Source organism: Streptomyces sp. Alt3 (assembly GCF_030719215.1).
Classification (GTDB): domain Bacteria; phylum Actinomycetota; class Actinomycetes; order Streptomycetales; family Streptomycetaceae; genus Streptomyces; species Streptomyces glycanivorans.
Genome location: NZ_CP120983.1, coordinates 2,329,108 through 2,345,676, shown reverse-complemented (window position 1 = coordinate 2,345,676; position 16,569 = coordinate 2,329,108). Strand labels below are relative to the sequence as shown.

The 16,569-nt window shown below is 70.7% G+C and carries 16 protein-coding genes; 7 read left to right on the top strand and 9 right to left on the bottom strand.

All coding sequences use genetic code 11. From position 1 onward, the window contains the following. Entirely contained in the window at nt 1–1,026 is a 1,026-nt protein-coding gene (locus tag P8A20_RS09800; RefSeq protein ID WP_306103352.1) for an ABC transporter ATP-binding protein, read from the top strand. A gap of 87 nt (nt 1,027–1,113) precedes the next feature. Then, complete coding sequence (locus tag P8A20_RS09795) at nt 1,114–1,566, top strand: SRPBCC family protein (RefSeq protein ID WP_147959724.1); 453 nt, start codon at nt 1,114–1,116, stop codon at nt 1,564–1,566. A 12-nt stretch (nt 1,567–1,578) separates the two neighbouring features. Here P8A20_RS09795 and P8A20_RS09790 read toward each other — a convergent pair whose 3' ends face one another. From P8A20_RS09790 to P8A20_RS09770, 5 genes are all read right to left on the bottom strand, one after another. Beyond that, on the bottom strand, nt 1,579–2,697 hold the full coding sequence (locus P8A20_RS09790; protein WP_147959725.1) for an LOG family protein: 1,119 nt from the start codon (nt 2,695–2,697) through the stop codon (nt 1,579–1,581). Nucleotides 2,698–2,731: 34 nt separating this feature from the next. After that, nucleotides 2,732–3,895 carry a hypothetical protein gene (locus P8A20_RS09785; RefSeq protein ID WP_306103351.1) on the bottom strand — a complete coding sequence of 388 codons (1,164 nt, stop codon included), beginning with the start codon at nt 3,893–3,895 and terminating at the stop codon, nt 2,732–2,734. Then, nucleotides 3,877–4,614, bottom strand: coding sequence for an ABC transporter ATP-binding protein (locus tag P8A20_RS09780; protein ID WP_147959727.1), 738 nt, complete (start codon nt 4,612–4,614; stop codon nt 3,877–3,879). The genes P8A20_RS09785 and P8A20_RS09780 overlap by 19 nt, the downstream gene beginning before the upstream one ends. A gap of 280 nt (nt 4,615–4,894) precedes the next feature. Beyond that, nucleotides 4,895–6,274, bottom strand: a complete 1,380-nt coding sequence (locus tag P8A20_RS09775; RefSeq protein WP_147959728.1) for an aspartate aminotransferase family protein — start codon at nt 6,272–6,274, stop codon at nt 4,895–4,897. Further along, a complete protein-coding gene (locus P8A20_RS09770; RefSeq protein WP_306103350.1) occupies nt 6,259–6,765 on the bottom strand; it encodes an Lrp/AsnC family transcriptional regulator in 507 nt (168 codons plus the stop codon). The genes P8A20_RS09775 and P8A20_RS09770 overlap by 16 nt, the downstream gene beginning before the upstream one ends. A 162-nt stretch (nt 6,766–6,927) precedes the next feature. Between P8A20_RS09770 and P8A20_RS09765 the strand changes: the two genes are divergently transcribed. Further along, nucleotides 6,928–8,367 carry a gamma-aminobutyraldehyde dehydrogenase gene (locus P8A20_RS09765; protein WP_306103349.1) on the top strand — a complete coding sequence of 480 codons (1,440 nt, stop codon included), beginning with the start codon at nt 6,928–6,930 and terminating at the stop codon, nt 8,365–8,367. A 486-nt stretch (nt 8,368–8,853) separates the two neighbouring features. Next, complete coding sequence (locus tag P8A20_RS09760; protein ID WP_306103348.1) at nt 8,854–9,357, top strand: hypothetical protein; 504 nt, start codon at nt 8,854–8,856, stop codon at nt 9,355–9,357. Between the two features lie 114 nt (nt 9,358–9,471). Here the strand turns inward: P8A20_RS09760 and P8A20_RS09755 are convergent, their stop codons facing one another. The 3 genes from P8A20_RS09755 to P8A20_RS09745 are packed head-to-tail and all read right to left on the bottom strand — an operon-like array spanning nt 9,472 to nt 12,091. Continuing rightward, entirely contained in the window at nt 9,472–10,278 is an 807-nt protein-coding gene (locus tag P8A20_RS09755; protein WP_306103347.1) for an SAM-dependent methyltransferase, read from the bottom strand. Between the two features lie 51 nt (nt 10,279–10,329). Next, a complete protein-coding gene (locus P8A20_RS09750; RefSeq protein WP_147959731.1) occupies nt 10,330–11,034 on the bottom strand; it encodes a glycerophosphodiester phosphodiesterase in 705 nt (234 codons plus the stop codon). A 22-nt stretch (nt 11,035–11,056) separates the two neighbouring features. Continuing rightward, complete coding sequence (locus P8A20_RS09745; protein WP_306103346.1) at nt 11,057–12,091, bottom strand: adenosine deaminase; 1,035 nt, start codon at nt 12,089–12,091, stop codon at nt 11,057–11,059. Nucleotides 12,092–12,210: 119 nt separating this feature from the next. Between P8A20_RS09745 and P8A20_RS09740 the strand changes: the two genes are divergently transcribed. Then, the gene (locus P8A20_RS09740; RefSeq protein ID WP_147959733.1) at nt 12,211–12,921 is read left to right on the top strand and encodes a DUF4190 domain-containing protein; all 711 of its coding nucleotides are present in this window, start codon (nt 12,211–12,213) and stop codon (nt 12,919–12,921) included. A 64-nt stretch (nt 12,922–12,985) separates the two neighbouring features. On the opposite strand, the gene ybiA is transcribed toward P8A20_RS09740, so the two are convergent. Beyond that, entirely contained in the window at nt 12,986–13,525 is a 540-nt protein-coding gene (gene ybiA, locus P8A20_RS09735; RefSeq protein WP_371606764.1) for a riboflavin biosynthesis intermediates N-glycosidase, read from the bottom strand. 217 nt (nt 13,526–13,742) lie between these two features. On the opposite strand from ybiA, the gene P8A20_RS09730 reads away from it, so the two are divergent. Both P8A20_RS09730 and P8A20_RS09725 read left to right on the top strand, forming a co-directional pair. Continuing rightward, nucleotides 13,743–15,257: a gamma-aminobutyraldehyde dehydrogenase gene (locus P8A20_RS09730; RefSeq protein ID WP_147959734.1), complete on the top strand. Its 1,515-nt coding sequence runs from the start codon at nt 13,743–13,745 to the stop codon at nt 15,255–15,257. A gap of 48 nt (nt 15,258–15,305) precedes the next feature. Then, nucleotides 15,306–16,553, top strand: a complete 1,248-nt coding sequence (locus P8A20_RS09725) for a polyamine ABC transporter substrate-binding protein (protein WP_306103344.1) — start codon at nt 15,306–15,308, stop codon at nt 16,551–16,553. Nucleotides 16,554–16,569 lie beyond the last annotated feature (16 nt).

Below are 16,569 nucleotides of genomic sequence, written 5' to 3'. Positions count from 1 at the left end.
ATGCTGGCAGTGGAGTCGGCCACGGTCCGGTTCGGGAAGCGGACCGCGCTGGACGCCGTCGACCTGGAGGTCGCGGATCACGAGATCGTGTGCGTGCTGGGGCCGAGCGGCAGCGGAAAGTCGACGCTGCTGCGGGCCGTGGCCGGGCTGCAGCCCCTGGACGGCGGGCGGGTGTTGCTCGACGGCGCCGACCAGGCGTCCCTGCCCGTGCACCGGCGGGGACTGGGCCTGATGTTCCAGGACCACCAGCTGTTCCCGCACCGGGACGTCGGCGCCAACGTCGCCTTCGGTCTGAAGATGCACGGCGTGCCCCGCGCGGAGCGGGACCGCAGGGCCGGCGAACTCCTGGACCTGGTCGGCCTGCCGGGAGCGGGCCGACGGGCCGTCGCGGCCCTGTCCGGCGGTGAACAGCAGCGGGTGGCGCTCGCCCGGGCGCTGGCACCCCGCCCGAAGCTGCTGATGCTGGACGAACCGCTCGGTCAGCTGGACCGGAGCCTGCGCGAACGGCTCGTCGTCGAACTGCGCATCCTCTTCGGCCGGCTGGGCACCACGGTGCTCGCCGTCACCCACGACCAGGGCGAGGCCTTCGCGCTCGCCGACCGGGTCGTGGTCATGCGCGACGGCCGGATCGCCCAGGCGGGTACCCCCCTGGAGGTGTGGCAGCGGCCCGCCTCCTCCTTCGTGGCCCGCTTCCTCGGCTTCGACAACCTGGTCGACGCCACGGTCACCGGTACCGCCGCCGACACGGTCTGGGGCAAGGTGCCGGTGCCCGAGGGAGCGCCCCAGGGCGAGTGCGAGCTGCTGGTGCGGCCGGGCGGGGTGCGGATCAGCGGTCCGAAGGACGGTCTGCGCTGCACGGTGGGTGTACGCACCTTCCGCGGCCACCACGTCACCGTCACCCTGCGGCCCGACGACGGTCCGGCCCTGGAGGCGGAGTGCGGTCTGCGGGACACCCCGGAGGAGGGGGCCGTCGTGGGCGTGACGTTCGACCCGCAGGAGACGGTCGTGCTTCCCCCGGCGGCCTGAGGGCCGGCGGTGGTCCCGTGACCGGCTGGCGGCTCTCCACGGGGCGTGCTCCCCTGGACACGAAGACCTCCGGAAGGGGCAGGGACCATGACGCAGCCGGCCCGCGAGGGCATCGACATCACCCGGGTCGTCGCGGCGCCGCGTGACCGGGTGTTCGAAGCCTGGACGGTCCCCGAGGACTTTGCCGCCTGGTACGGGGGAGAAGCGGACGTGCCGCTCGACCGGGTGTCGATGGACGTCACGCCCGGCGGCGAGTGGAGCCTGGTCATCGTGGTGCCGGGCGCGGACATGCCCTTCCACGGCGTCTACCGGGAGGTGGCCGCCCCCGAGCGACTCGTCTTCACGTTGAAGGACCGGAGCGCACCCGCGGACGTCGAGGGCGAGACGGTCACGGTCACCTTCACCGAGCGCGGCCGGAAGTCCACCGAGATGGTCTTCCGGCAGCGCGGCGGCAATCTCACGCCCGAGCAGTACGCGGCGGCCGAGGACGGCTGGGAGGCGTTCTTCGACGCCCTCGACGCCCTGCTCGCCGCACGCTGAGCCCCGGCGGGGTCAGCCCGTCAGCCGGGCGAGTGCGGGGGCCGCCTCCTCCACCGTGTCGACGAGCGCGATGCGGGACTCCATGGCCCGGCCCGCCGCGAGCGAGCTGAGGAGAGGCCAGGCGGGCAGTTTCTCCGTCCAGTGCGCACGGTTCACCAGCACCATCGGGGTGGGGGCGGACCGCGACTCGTAGTAGTTCGGCGTCGCGTTGTCGAAGATCTCCTGCACGGTTCCCGCGGCACCCGGCAGGAAGATCACGCCGGCGGTCGAACGCGCCAGCAGCCCGTCCTCGCGCAGGGCGTTCGCGAAGTACTTGGCGATGTGGTCCGCGAAGGCGTTCGGCGGCTCGTGGCCGTAGAACCAGGTGGGGACGGCGACCGAGGAACCGCCCTCGGGCCAGCGCTCCCGGACCGCGAAGGCGGCTTTCGCCCAGTCGGTCACCGACGGATCGAACGACGGTGTCGCGGCGAGGAGTTCGCAGGCCTTGAGCAGCATCGCGTCGGAGTGCGGGGCGGCGTACGCGCCGAGGTTGGCCGCCTCCATCGCGCCGGGGCCCCCGCCCGTTGCCACGGTCAGGCCGCTGCGGGCCAGCTCCCTGCCGAGGACGGCCGCGCCCCGGAACTCCTCCGAGCCGCGGACCATCGCGTGACCGCCCATCACGCCCACCACGCGGGCCCCGACGAGATGTTCGTCCAGGGCGTCGGAGACGGCGTCGTCGTGAAGGGCCCGCAGCATCGACGCGAAGACGTCGCCGTTCGACCTGGTCCGCTGGAACCAGTCGTACGCCCGAGCGTCCGGGGTCGCCCCGTAACCCCCCTCCGCCAGGCCCTCGTACAGGGCGTCGGGGGTGTAGAGCAGCCCGCGGTACGGGTCGAAGGGGAGACCGGGTACCGGCGGGAAGACGAAGGCCCCGTCCGCGCGTATCTTCGCCTCGGCGCGGGGCTCCATGGGACAGCCGAGGAAGACGGCCCCGCGGGTGTCGGTCGTGCGCAGTGCCTCGCCCCGGTCCGTCAGGTCGACGGACTGGACACGGTGGCCGGCGAGGGTGCCGGCCGCCACTGCCTTGTCGAATGCGGTGAGCGTCTCGATCTCGACGCCGGGTGCGTACGTGTTCTCGTCCGGATTTTCCACGCCGCCATGCTACGGAGCGCCCCGGCGTCGGTTGTCACTCCGTCAGAGGTAGTGCGGCGAGCTCGGCGATCGCCCAGGTCAGCGGGGTGAAGACGGCCAGGAGCACCAGTGCCCGCAGGACCGCGGCGGTGCGGAGCGCGGAGGCCGGGGCGCCGAGCCGCAGCAGGGTCGTGGCCGTACGGGCACGGGACTGCCTGGCCTCCAGCGCCGTGGTCAGCAGGGACGCCGTGGTGCAGCCGAGGACGAGCACGGCGCCCAGCGCGGTGAGCGGGCCGAAGGGGCGGGGGCCGCCGGTGTGGAGCACGGAGACCGCGACGACCCCGGACAGCACCGCGCAGACGATTCCCAGTGGGCGGCCGATCCTGGTCGCCTCGTCCATCAGGACCCTGCCCGCCAGCAGACGTACGGCTCCCGGGCGTACCGCCTGGAGCAGACGGCCGCACAGATGGGTCAGGCCGGGACCCGCCATGGCCAGCCCGACCGCGGTCAGGATCCAGCCCGCCAGCACCGCGCCGGGGGTGGAGTCCAGCCGTCCCGGCAGCGGGAACGGTTCGCCCGCCGAGCCACGGCTCGCGTACGCCTCCACCGCGAGTCCGGCCGCGGTGAGCGCGACGCCCCAGGGCAGCCCCTTCGGTACCGGGGCGGGCACGAGGTCGTCCTCGGCCTCCTGGGCTTCGGACGGTGCGACGGGCCTGGAGCGCACCGCCAGTCCGCCGGCCGTGGAAGCCGCCAGGGGCACCAGGGCGAGCAGCGTGAGCGCGGCGGCGAGCGGCAGCGGGGTGCCCGCGCCCAGGAACTCTGCCGCACCGCCGTCGAACGGCAGCCCGGTCAGGTCACCGCGCAGATGGAGGAAGAAGAGGAGAGCCACCACCGATCCCAGCATGGTGGACACCGCCGTCGAGATCGCCGCGAGCAGGGCGAGACGGGCAGGTCCGAGACCGGCGGCGAAGAGCCCGGGGCGCGGGCGGGTGCTCGGGTCCGTACGCGCGACCGCCACCGCGAACTGGACGGTCGCGGCGAGCGGGACCGCGCACCACAGCAGGCGCAGTACGGAGCTCGACGCGGCGGCCGGATGCCCGGAGGCGTACCCCAGGGTGCACAGGAGAAGGAAGCCCACCCCGGCCGAAGCGGCGGCGAGGAGCAGCCGTCGCATCAGGACCAGGGGGTGCGAGCCGCGGGTCAGACGGAGAGCGAGCACGCCGAGCGGCCTTCCGTATCGGACGCGGAGGGCAGGGGGACGTTGGTGACGCGGCGGCCGTCCAGCAGGCCGATCACGCGGTCGGCGAGTGCGGCGACCTCCGCGTCGTGGGTGGCGAGCACGACCGTGATCCCGTGGGACCGCGCCGCGGTGGTGAGGGTGCGCAGGAGCTGTGCGCGTTCGGCCCGGTGCAGTGTCGCGGTCGGCTCGTCGGCGAAGATCACGGACGGCGACGCGGCGAGTGCGCGGGCCACGGAGATCCGCTGGCGTTGCGACTGCAGCAGTGTGTGGGGCCGTTTCTTGGCGAGCGGGCCGATGTCCAGGCGCTCCAGCCACTCGGTGGCGGCCTTCTTGGCCGCGCGGTGCGAGACGCCCCGCAGCAGAAGCGGCAGGGCGGCGTTCTCCCAGGTGCTGAGTTCCGGCACCAGCTGCGGCTCGGCCGCGATCCAGCCGAATCTGTCCCGGCGGAGCTGCTCACGCAGGCGGGGGCCCATGGTGTGCACGGGCACGCTGTTGAACCAGACCTCGCCCTGCTCCGGAACCAGCTGGCCCGAGAGGCAGTGCAGCAGCGTCGTCTTCCCCGCCCCGCGGGGACCGGTCACGGCGAGCACCTCACCGTCGCGGACACCGAGCGAGACACCACCGAGGCCCGGCGATCCGTTGTGGGAGTGGTGCAGGGAACGTGCCCAGATCACGTCGTTGTCGGGCGGGGCCACCATGGCGTTCACCTCGGTTCGGATCAGATGTCCCATTCCCCCGTACGGGGGAACGAATACAACGAGAAAAGGGCCGATCGGTCACTCGGCACGCTAGGCAGCCGGACCGGGGTGTCGGGACACCACACGGCCCGGATGCACCGCGTCTCACTCGAACGGGTGCATCCGGGCCGTGTGGACCGTATGAAATGACTTCCCGACCGGTGTGCTCCGGTCGTCAGGGAGCCGTGGAGCCGAGGAGCCGGGCACCGGGAGCCGGAGCGCCGGGGAGCCCGGACGTCGGTCAGAGCTTCGTCCAGGCCTCCGTCAGGACGCCACGCAGAATGCCCTCGATCTCGTCGAAGGTCGACCGGTCGGAGATCAGCGGCGGCGCGAGCTGGACGACCGGGTCGCCGCGGTCGTCGGCCCGGCAGTACAGGCCGTTCTCGTACAGCGCCTTGGAGAGGAAGCCGTACAGCACGCGCTCGGTCTCCTCGTCCGTGAACGTCTCCTTGGTGGCCTTGTCCTTCACCAGCTCGATGCCGTAGAAGAAGCCGTTGCCGCGGACGTCGCCGACGATGGGCAGGTCGTGCAGCTTCTGCAGCGTCGTCAGGAACGCGTTTTCGTTGTCCAGGACGTGCTGGTTGAGCCCCTCGCGCTCGAAGATGTCGAGGTTGGCGAGACCGACCGCGGCGGAGACCGGGTGGCCGCCGAAGGTGTAGCCGTGCAGGAAGGTGTTGTCGCCCTGGTAGAACGGCTCCGCCAGCCGGTCGGAGATGATGCAGGCGCCGATGGGGGAGTAGCCCGAGGTCATGCCCTTGGCGCAGGTGATCATGTCCGGGACGTAGCCGAACTTGTCGCAGGCGAACATCGTGCCGAGGCGGCCGAACGCGCAGATGACCTCGTCGGAGACGAGCAGCACGTCGTGCCGGTCGCAGATCTCGCGCACGCGCTGGAAGTATCCGGGCGGCGGCGGGAAGCAGCCTCCGGCGTTCTGCACGGGCTCCAGGAAGACCGCGGCGACGGTGTCCGGGCCCTCGAAGAGGATCTGCTGCTCGATCTGGTCTGCGGCCCAGCGGCCGAAGGCCTCCGGGTCGTCCCCGAACAGCGGGGCGCGGTAGATGTTGGTGTTGGCCACCTTGTGCGCACCGGGGACCAGCGGCTCGAACGGGGCCTTGAGCGCGGGCAGGCCGGTGATGGACAGGGCGCCCTGCGGGGTGCCGTGATAGGCCACGGCGCGTGAGATGACCTTGTACTTGGTCGGCTTGCCCTTGAGCTTGAAGTACTGCTTGGCCAGCTTCCAGGCGGTCTCGACGGCCTCGCCGCCACCGGTGGTGAAGAAGACCTTGTTGAGGTCGCCCGGGGCGTGGTGGGCGAGCCGCTCGGCCAGCTCGACGGCCTTGGGGTGGGCGTAGGACCACACCGGGAAGAAGGACAGCTCCTGCGCCTGCTTGTACGCCGTCTCGGCGAGCTCGTGGCGGCCGTGACCGGCGTTGACCACGAAGAGGCCCGACAGGCCGTCGAGGTAGCGCTTGCCCTTGTCGTCGTAGATGTAGGTGCCCTCGCCACGCACGATGGTGGGAACGGGCGCGTTCTCGTAGTCCGACATGCGGGTGAAGTGCATCCACAGGTGGTCGTACGCGGTACGGCTGAGGTCCTTGCTCACGGCTATCGGGTTCCCCACATGTAGGTCTGCTTCTTGAGCTTGAGGTAGACGAAGCTCTCGGTGGAGCGCACGCCGGGTATCGCCCGGATGCGTTTGTTGATCGTCTCCAGGAGGTGGTCGTCGTCCTCGCAGACGATCTCCACCATCAGATCGAAGGAGCCCGCGGTCATCACCACGTACTCGCACTCCGTCATGGCCGACAGTGACTCGGCCACGGGGTCGAGGTCGCCCTCGACGTTGATGCCCACCATCGCCTGGCGCCGGAATCCCACGGTGAGCGGATCGGTCACGGCGACGATCTGCATCACGCCCTGGTCGAGCAGCTTCTGGACGCGCTGGCGTACGGCCGCCTCGGACAGGCCCACGGCCTTGCCGATCGCGGCGTACGGCCGGCGGCCGTCCTCCTGGAGCTGCTCGATGATTGCGAGGGAGACGGCATCGACCGCTGGTGACGATCCGCTCCCGTTCCTGGAGTCTGCGCTACGGCTGGCCACGACTCCACTGTGCACCGCTACTCGTCTGTCTGGCAAGCTTGAATCGATGAAATTCGTTGTCTGAATGCTCTAATCTCACTGAATCCGAAGTTCGCGGCGGTTGGGTATGTCGAAAGCGTCACCGAACGGTTTAGGGTGGAAGTCTCACCCATCGGACAGCCGACAGGAGGGGTGGTTGTGACCACCGAGGTGCGCCGCCTGCGCAACTACATCAACGGAGAGTTCCGGGACGCCGCGGACGGACGGACCATCGACGTGGTCAACCCGGTGACGGAAGAGGTCTACGCGACCTCCCCCCTCTCGGGACAGGCCGACGTCGACGCCGCCATGGACGCCGCCGAGGCCGCGTTCCCCGCCTGGCGCGACATCACGCCCGCCGAGCGCCAGAAGGCCCTGCTGAAGATCGCGGACGCCTTCGAGGAGCGTGCGGAGGACCTCGTCGCGGCCGAGTCGGAGAACACCGGCAAGCCGCTGGAGCTCACCCGGACCGAAGAGATCCCGCCGATGGTGGACCAGATCCGCTTCTTCGCGGGTGCCGCCCGGCTGCTGGAGGGCCGCTCGGCCGGCGAGTACATGGAGGGCCTCACCTCCATCGTCCGTCGCGAGCCCGTGGGCGTGTGCGCCCAGGTCGCCCCGTGGAACTACCCGATGATGATGGCCGTGTGGAAGTTCGCCCCGGCGCTCGCCGCGGGCAACACCGTGGTCATCAAGCCGTCCGACACCACCCCGGCGTCGACCGTGCTCATCGCCGAGATCATCGGGCAGATCCTGCCCAAGGGCGTCTTCAACGTCATCTGCGGCGACCGTGACACCGGCCGCGCGATGGTCGAGCACCCCACCCCCGCGATGGCCTCCATCACCGGATCCGTACGGGCCGGTATCCAGGTCGCGGAGTCCGCTGCGAAGGACGTCAAGCGGGTCCACCTGGAGCTCGGCGGCAAGGCACCCGTCGTCGTGTTCGAGGACACCGACATCGCCAAGGCCGTGGAGGGGATCTCGGTCGCGGGTTACTTCAACGCCGGCCAGGACTGTACGGCCGCGACCCGTGTCATGGTCCACGAGTCCATCCACGACGAGTTCGTCACCGCGCTCGCCAAGGCGGCGGCCGACACGAAGACCGGTCTGCCGGACGACGAGGACGTGCTCTACGGCCCGCTCAACAACGCCGGCCAGCTGGCGCAGGTCAGCGGCTTCATCGAGCGCCTCCCCGCGCACGCGAGGGTCGAGGCCGGCGGCCACCGGGTCGGTGACAAGGGCTACTTCTACGCCCCGACCGTCGTCTCCGGTCTCAGGCAGGACGACGAGATCGTCCAGCACGAGGTCTTCGGCCCCGTCATCACCGTCCAGTCCTTCACGGACGAGGCCCAGGCCGTGGAGTACGCCAACGGCGTCGAGTACGCCCTGGCCTCCTCGGTCTGGACCAAGGACCACTCCCGTGCCATGCGGATGTCGAAGAAGCTCGACTTCGGCTGCGTGTGGATCAACACCCACATCCCGCTCGTCGCGGAGATGCCGCACGGCGGGTTCAAGAAGTCCGGTTACGGCAAGGACCTCTCCGCGTACGGCTTCGAGGACTACACCCGGATCAAGCACGTCATGACCTCGCTCGACGACTGAGCCGGACGTCCGACCGTACGGCCCCGGGCTCCGGCCCGGGGCCGTACGCGCGTTCCGGGGCAGGGGTGCGCCCCACGGACAGGGTGTGCGCAACGGGGCGTTCCCGCCGGACCGGTCGCGGCAACGCGACGTCGCCGCACACCTGGACCCGCAGCTGCTTCACCCGCGTTCGACCCGGTGAGGCGGCACGGCGCGCCCTGGCGATCCGGGATCACGGGCATCGCGTGCAACAGGGCAGAGCCCGGTCGGGAGACCAGGCGCGCGGGCGAGCTCCTGGCCTCCGCCGAGGACGGGGAGACCGCCGCGCCCGTTGAGGGCTCGCTGATCTTCCCCGATGGCGCGATGCGTCAACGCCTCGCCGTAGCCGGGACATCACGAGCGCACAGGATGCGCGAAGAGGTGGAACGCCGACGTCGGACTACGGGCCCAGAGATACGGCGGAACCCTCTTTTTGAACGTGTTCATGATGGGCGTACGCTGCGGGGCATGAGCGAGCGAGCCCTGTTGCGGCGCATACGCGTGTGGTTGGTCGTCTTCATCGTCTGTCTGGTGTTCAGCGGCCTCACGGCCTTCCCGCTGGTCACCGAACTCCACTGGGCCGAGGACCTGCTGACGTCCTCCGCCTCCCCCGCTCCCGAGCACTTCCCGGCCCTCGTGGAGTGGATCACCCGGGTCCGCACCGGCCTCGATGAGGCCGATGCGGCGTACCCCTTCGTCCTCTACGGCACCGACTGGCTGGCCTTCGCCCACCTCGTCATCGCGGTGGCCTTCTACGGTCCCTACCGCGACCCGGTCCGCAACATCTGGGTGATCCAGTTCGGCATGATCGCCTGCGCCGGGATCATCCCCCTCGCCCTGATCTGCGGGCCGATCCGCGACATCCCCTTCTGGTGGACGGTGATCGACATGTCCTTCGGGGTCTTCGGGATCATCCCGCTGCTCGTCGTCCACCGCATGATCAGGCGCCTGGAGGCGGCCGCGGCGGTGTGACCTCATCCCGCCGGCGGAGCTCCGAGGTTGTGGCGTGCGTGTGAGGGCATGGCCGTGACATCGGCGGAGGCCGCCGGTGCCGCGCGGCCTGCCACCGCGTCCCGGCTCTCCGCATCAGGGCTTCCGGCCCACCGCGCCGAACTGGGCGACCTCCGGGGCCGGACCGTGGGACCCCGCCCGCCAGCGGGAGCAGGACACGATGCCGGGCTCCAGGACGTCCAGGCCGTCGAGGAACGAGGCGAACTCGGTCCGGCTGCGGGCGGTGATCGGCGGATTGGCGTTCTCGTTCCAGAAGCGCATGGCGGCCTCGTTGCCCTCGCCGCCCAGCTCCGTCGTGGGATGGGTGAGCACCAGATGGCTGCCGGACGGCAGGGCCTCCATCAGCTTCGTCACGATGCCCCGTGCCTCGTCCGTGTCCAGGACGAAGTTGAGGATGCCCAGCATCATCACCGCGACCGGCCGCCGGAGGTCCAGGGTCCGTCCGGCCGTGCGGAGGATCAGTTCCGGATCCCGCGCGTCCGCCTCGACGTACTCGGTGGCGCCCTCGGGTGCGCTGGTGAGCAGGGAGCGCGCGTGCTCCAGGACGATCGGGTCGTTGTCGACGTAGACGACGCGTGCGTCGGGCGCGGTGTGCTGGGCGACCTCATGGGTGTTGTCCGCCGTCGGCAGTCCGGTGCCGATGTCCAGGAACTGGCCGATCCCCGCGTCACCGGCCAGGTGGCGTACCACCCGGCCGAGGAACGCCCGGTCCGCCCGGGCCACTTCGCCGATGCTCGGATACATGCCGGTCACCCGGTCGCCCACCGCCCGGTCCACGGGGTAGTTGTCGGCGCCGCCCAGCCAGTGGTTCCAGACCCGGGCGTTGTGGGCGATGTCGGCACGGACGCGGGAGGGCGGGGTGCGGGGGCCGGGTTCGGTCACGTCTGCTCCTGGGATCACGGACGGCAGGGACCGCCCATGATGCCGGACCGATCAAGGGGCCTCTGGAACAGGGGAGTTGGCCAGCTGCTTCCGGAGTGCATCGATCCGGTTGCTGGTGATCGAGTCGACGCCGTACGCCAGCAGCCGGCGCATCGTGCGCCGGGTGTCCACCGTCCAGGCGGAGACCAGCAGCCCGTCGGCGTGGACGCGGTCGGCCAGCTCGCGGCTCAGCAGCCCGAAGCGGTAGTTCAGCCAGCGCGGCCGCACCGCGTCGAGCAGTACGGAGCGCGGCGGTGCGAGGGTCGTCCAGGTCAGCGCGATCTCGGCGGACGGATCGGCCGCGCGCACCTTCAGCATCGCGTGCGTGTCCGCGCAGTAGTACACGCGGTCCTGCGCCCCGCACTCCCGCACGACGGCGACGGTCTCCCGTACGGAGTTGTCGGTCGCGCCGGGCAGGTCGAGCATGACCCGGCGGTCACCTGCGGCGGACAACGCCTGGCGCAGGGTGGGCACCCCGCCGCCGGTCCGCTCCGCCAACTCCCGCTGTTCCAGACGGTCGAGGCGGACGTCGTGGCCCCACAGGCGCTCCAGCGTGGAGTCGTGGAGCAGCACGGGCACCTTGTCCCGGGTGACGCGGACATCGATCTCGACCGCGTCCGCCCCCCTGTCCACGGCGGACCGGATTGAGGGGAGCGTGTTCTCACGGGCACGGTAGGGATCGCCGCGGTGGGCCACGGCGGTGACGGTGGTGGTCATGAGGCCATTGTGACCGGAGGGGTCACCGGCCGGGGGCCTCCAGCCAGTTCGTCGTGTACGTGTCGATCTCGGCGCTCAGCGCGCGCTTGCCGGCCGGGTCCAGGAACGAGGCCTCCACGGCGTTCTTCGCCAGCCCGGCCAGACCGCGCTCGTCGAGGCCGAGCAGCCGGGCCGCCACCCCGTACTCGTTGTTGAGGTCGGTGCCGAACATGGGCGGGTCGTCGCTGTTGATCGTGACGAGGACACCGGCCTCGACCATTTCCTTCAGCGGGTGCCGGTCGAGGTCCGGGACCGCCCGGGTGGCGATGTTCGACGTGGGGCAGACCTCCAGGGCGATGCGGTGCTCGGCGAGGTGTGCCAGCAGCTTCGGGTCCTGGGTGGAGCTGGTGCCGTGCCCGATGCGCTCGGCGCGCAGAGCCGTCAGCGCGTCCCAGACGGTCCCCGGGCCCGTGGTCTCCCCGGCGTGCGGGACGGAGTGCAGACCCTCGGCGATCGCACGGTCGAAGTAGGGCTTGAACTGCGGGCGGTCCACGCCGATCTCGGGTCCGCCGAGGCCGAAGGACACCAGCCCCTCGGGCCGCAGGTCCACCGCGAGGCGGGTCGTCTCCTCGGCTGCCTCCAGCCCGGCCTCTCCCGGAATGTCGAAGCACCAGCGCAGGACGACCCCGAGCTCCGCCTCGGCGGCCTTGCGGGCGTCCTCGATGGCCTCCATGAAGCCCTGCTCCGGGATGCCCCGACGCGTCGAGCTGAACGGGGTGACGGTCAGTTCCGCGTACCGGATGTTCTGCCGCGCCATGTCCCGGGCGACCTCGAAGGTCAGCAGCCGGACGTCCTCGGGAGTGCGGATCAGGTCCACCACCGAGAGGTAGACGTCGATGAAGTGCCCGAAATCGGTGAAGGTGAAGAAGTCCGAGAGCGCCTCCGGATCCGTGGGGACCTTGGAGTCGGGGTGGTGGGCGGCCAGTTCGGCCACGATGCGGGGCGAGGCGGACCCGACGTGGTGCACGTGCAGCTCGGCCTTGGGCAGCCCCGCGATGAAGGGGTGCAGATCGTTCATCGGATACTCCCGGATCTCTGGATGTTCGGTCGGGCGTCCGGCCGCACCGATCATCGTATGCGGGGCCCTGCGGCCGGACGCCGGGCCGTAGCATGGCTGGACCACGATGGGGGAGGCCCATGTCAGACAACACACAGCAGCCCGGGGGCGAGGGCGCGCCGCGCGATCCGTGGGCTCCGCCGGACAGCAGGGTCGGACTGGGCAAGCAGCCCGCGGACGCCGCCCCGCCCGCCGTCCACAACCAGCCCACGGTCACCTCGATGCCGGGCGTCGACTCCGGGACCGGACCGATACCCGGGCCGGCCGGGACCTTCGGCCCGCAGCAGCCCCCCGTGCCCGCGCCTCCGGTCGGGCCGAACGGTCCGGGACAGCACGACCCGTACGGCTACCCCGCCGCCCCCGCCGCGCCCTCGGCCGCGTACGGGTATCCGGCGGCTCCTGCCGCGCCCTCGGCGTCGTACGGCTACCCGGGATACCCCGGCTACGCCGGCCAGCCGCCCTGGGGCCCGGCGCCCGCCAACGGGCTCGGTATCGCCGCCATGGTGCTCGGCATCATCGCGGTGGTCGGATTCTGCATGTGGGGGTTCGGCATCGTCCTGGGCATCCTCGCCCTGATCTTCGGCATCATCGGCCGGGGCCGTGCCAAGCGGGGTGAGGCGACCAACGGCGGGATGGCCCTCGCCGGGATCATCCTCGGCTCGGTCTCGATCGTCATCAGCGCCGTCTTCCTCGGATTCCTGATCTGGGCCGTCGCCAACGACGAGTCGAGCGGCGGAGACGACTACTACGACCCCTACGCCACGTCACTGGTGGTCGGCACCACACGCTGACCGACGCGGTGCGGAGCGGTCCCGGGGCCGGGGACGCGGGTCCCCGGCCCCGCCCCGCCCCGTGTCACTCCGCGCGCAGCAGCGCGCGTGCCTCCGTCAGCGCGAAGCCCAGCAGGTTGAGCCCACGCCAGGACGCGGGGTCCGCCGTGCGCGGATCGTCCTTGGCGAGCCCGATTCCCCATATCCGGTCCATCGGACTGGCCTCGACGAGCACGCGTTCACCGGTGCCCAGCAGATACGCCCGCAGCGCCGGATCCTGACCGAACTTGTGCACGCTGCCCGCGACGACCAGGCCGAACCGCTCACGGATCCACACCTCGTCGTCGAAGCCCCTGACCAGCCTGCCCACCTTCTTCGCCGCCGCCGGGCTGCTCGCGGCCACGGCCTCGGCCTCGGCCTCCGCGTCCCCGAAGAGCCGCGCCTTGCCGGCCATCATCCAGTGCTCCGCCGACGCGTAGGTCACCGCGCCGACCGTGAACGGCGAGGGCCACCACTGGCTGAGGCAGCTCTCCCCGAGCCTGCCGTCCGGGCGGGGCCGATGTCCCCAGAACGGCAGGTACTTCACGTGCTCCCCGCGCGCCGTGCGCGCCAGGAGGCCGTCCATGTGTTCCTGTCCCATGGCAGCCGAGTCTGGCATCCGCCACTGACAGCCCGTACAGGGATTTCCGTACGCACGAGACACATCGTCGACAGATTCCGTTGCGTAACCAAAAGGAAACAACGGAATCACTTGTTGGTAGAGGTGTGCTCTGTCAGGATCGGCACTCAATTCGAGAAGAAGCTACGCCGCCCCTGGTCAGGGGGCAGCGGAGGAGAACGTCATGGGCAACGGTTTCCAGGTGCAGGACCGCTTCGCCGAGGGTGCGCAGTACATCGGCGGACGTCTGCGCCCCGGCACATCGGGACGCCACCAGGACGTGGTGGACCCGGCCACGGGCAGGACGGTCCTCCGGTACGAACTGGCGGGCACCGAAGACGTCGACGCCGCCGTGGCCGCGGCCCGGGAGGCGTTCCCCGGCTGGTCGGGTCTCACCCCGGGCGAGCGTTCCGAGGCGCTGCACCGCTTCGCCGCCGTACTCGCCGTGCAGGCCGAGGACCTCGCGTACGCCGAATCCCTGCAGTGCGGCAAGCCCCTCAAGCTCTCCACCGAGTTCGACGTGCCCGGCACGGTCGACAACACCTCGTTCTTCGCCGGCGCCGCGCGCCACCTGGAAGGGAGGTCGGCCGCCGAGTACAGCGGCGACCACACCTCCTACGTACGCCGTGAGGCCCTCGGGGTCGTCGGCTCGATCGCACCCTGGAACTACCCCCTCCAGATGGCGGCCTGGAAGATCCTCCCGGCCGTCGCCGCGGGCAACACCATCGTGCTGAAACCCGCCGAGATCACGCCGCTGACCTCGCTGATGTTCGCCCAGGCGGCCACGGAGGCCGGCATCCCCGACGGTGTGATCAACATCGTCTCCGGCGCCGGGCGGGACGCGGGCGAGCACCTCGTCGGCCACCCCGACGTCGTGATGACCTCCTTCACCGGATCCACCGCGGTCGGCAGGCGGGTCGCCGAACTCGCCACCTCCACCGTCAAGCGCCTGCACCTGGAACTCGGCGGCAAGGCTCCCTTCCTCGTGTTCGACGACGCGGATCTGGACTCGGCGGTCCACGGGGCGGTCGCCGGGGCCCTCATCAACACCGGCCAGGACTGCACGGCCGCGACCCGGGCCTATGTCCAGCGTCCCCTGTACGACGCCTTCGTCAGCGGGGTCGCCGCCCTCATGGAGACCGTGCGGCTCGGCGACCCCTTCGACCCGTCGACCGACCTGGGCCCGCTGATCAGCCGTCAGCAGCGCGACCGTGTCGCCGGATTCGTCGACCGTGCCCGCTCCTACGCCACCGTCGTCACCGGTGGCGGGGCTCCCGGAGGCGAACTCGCCGACGGCGCCTACTACCGGCCGACCCTCGTCACGGGCGCCGCCCAGGACAGCGAGATCGTCAGCTCGGAGATCTTCGGGCCCGTCCTCGTGGTGCTGCCCTTCGACACCGACGACGAGGGCATCCGCCTCGCCAACGACACCCCCTACGGGCTGGCCGCCTCCGCCTGGAGCACCGGTCTGTACCGGGCCAACCGCGCCACCCGCGAGCTCAGGGCGGGCTGCGTGTGGATCAACGACCACATCCCGATCATCAGCGAGATGCCGCACGGCGGATACAGGGCCAGTGGCTTCGGCAAGGACATGTCGTCGTACTCCTTCGAGGAGTACACGCAGGTCAAGCACGTCATGTACGACAACACCGCGGTGGCCAGGAAGGACTGGCACCGCACCGTCTTCGGGGACCGATAGCAGCGGCCGCCGCAGGGCGGCCCCACCCACCCGGAAGGGCACACGCGTATGGAGCAGTACGAGCCCGAGCACCTCTCCGCGCCCCGGCTGGCCGCCATGAGGCGCAGCATCGAGTACGGCAGGGGTGCCCTCACACGCCGTTCCCTCCTCCGGGCTTCGGGCACGGCAGCCCTCGCACTCGGCGGCCTCGGCGCCCTGAGCGCGTGCGGCATCCCGCCCGCCGCACGCGCGGGCGACGCCGCCGCGTCCGACGACCACTCGGCGGAGGAGAAGCAGATCAACTTCTCCAACTGGACCGAGTACATGGATGTCGGCGAGGACGAGAAGAGCCGGCCGACCCTGGACGCCTTCACGAAACGCACCGGCATCCGGGTCAAGTACACCGAGGACATCAACGACAACGTCGAGTTCTTCGGGAAGATCAAGCCACAGCTCGCCGCCGGCCAGGACACCGGCCGCGACCTCATCATCGTGACGGACTGGCTGGCCGCACGGATCATCCGGCTCGGCTGGGCGCAGAAACTCGACCCCGCGAACCTGCCGCACGCCTTCGCGAACCTGTCGGCCCAGTTCCGTACGCCCGACTGGGACCCCGGACGCGCCTACTCCTACCCGTGGACCGGTATCCCCACCGTCATCGCCTACAACGAGAAGGCGACCGGCGGCCGCAAGGTCGACTCCGTCACCCAGCTCCTCGACGACCCGAAGCTCAAGGGCAAGGTCTCCTTCCTCTCCGAGATGCGTGACTCGGTCGGCATGACGCTCCTCGACATGGGCAAGGACCCCGGCTCGTTCACCGACGCCGACTTCGACGCGGCCGTCGGGCGGATGCAGAAGGGCGTCGACACCAAGCAGATACGCCGCTTCACGGGCAACGACTACACCGCGGACCTGAGCAAGGGCGACATCGCGGCCTGTGTGGCCTGGGCGGGCGACATCATCCAGCTCCAGGCCGACAACCCGGCGATCAAGTTCTCGATCCCGTCCGCCGGCTACATCACCTCCAGCGACAACATGCTGATCCCGGCGAAGGCGCGGCACAAGACCAACGCCGAGAAGCTCATGGACCACTACTACGAGCTCCCGGTCGCGGCCCGGCTCGCCGCCTACATCAACTACGTCTGCCCGGTGGACGGGGTCGCAGGTGAGCTCGCGAAGATCGACGCTTCGATGGCGTCCAACACGCTGATCCTCCCGGACAGGGTGATGGCCGCGAAGTCGCGGTCCTTCCGCTCCCTCAGCGCCGAGGAAGAGACGGCGTACGAGGAGAAGTTCGCCAAGCTCATCGGTGCCTGACCGGCCCGTCCCCTCC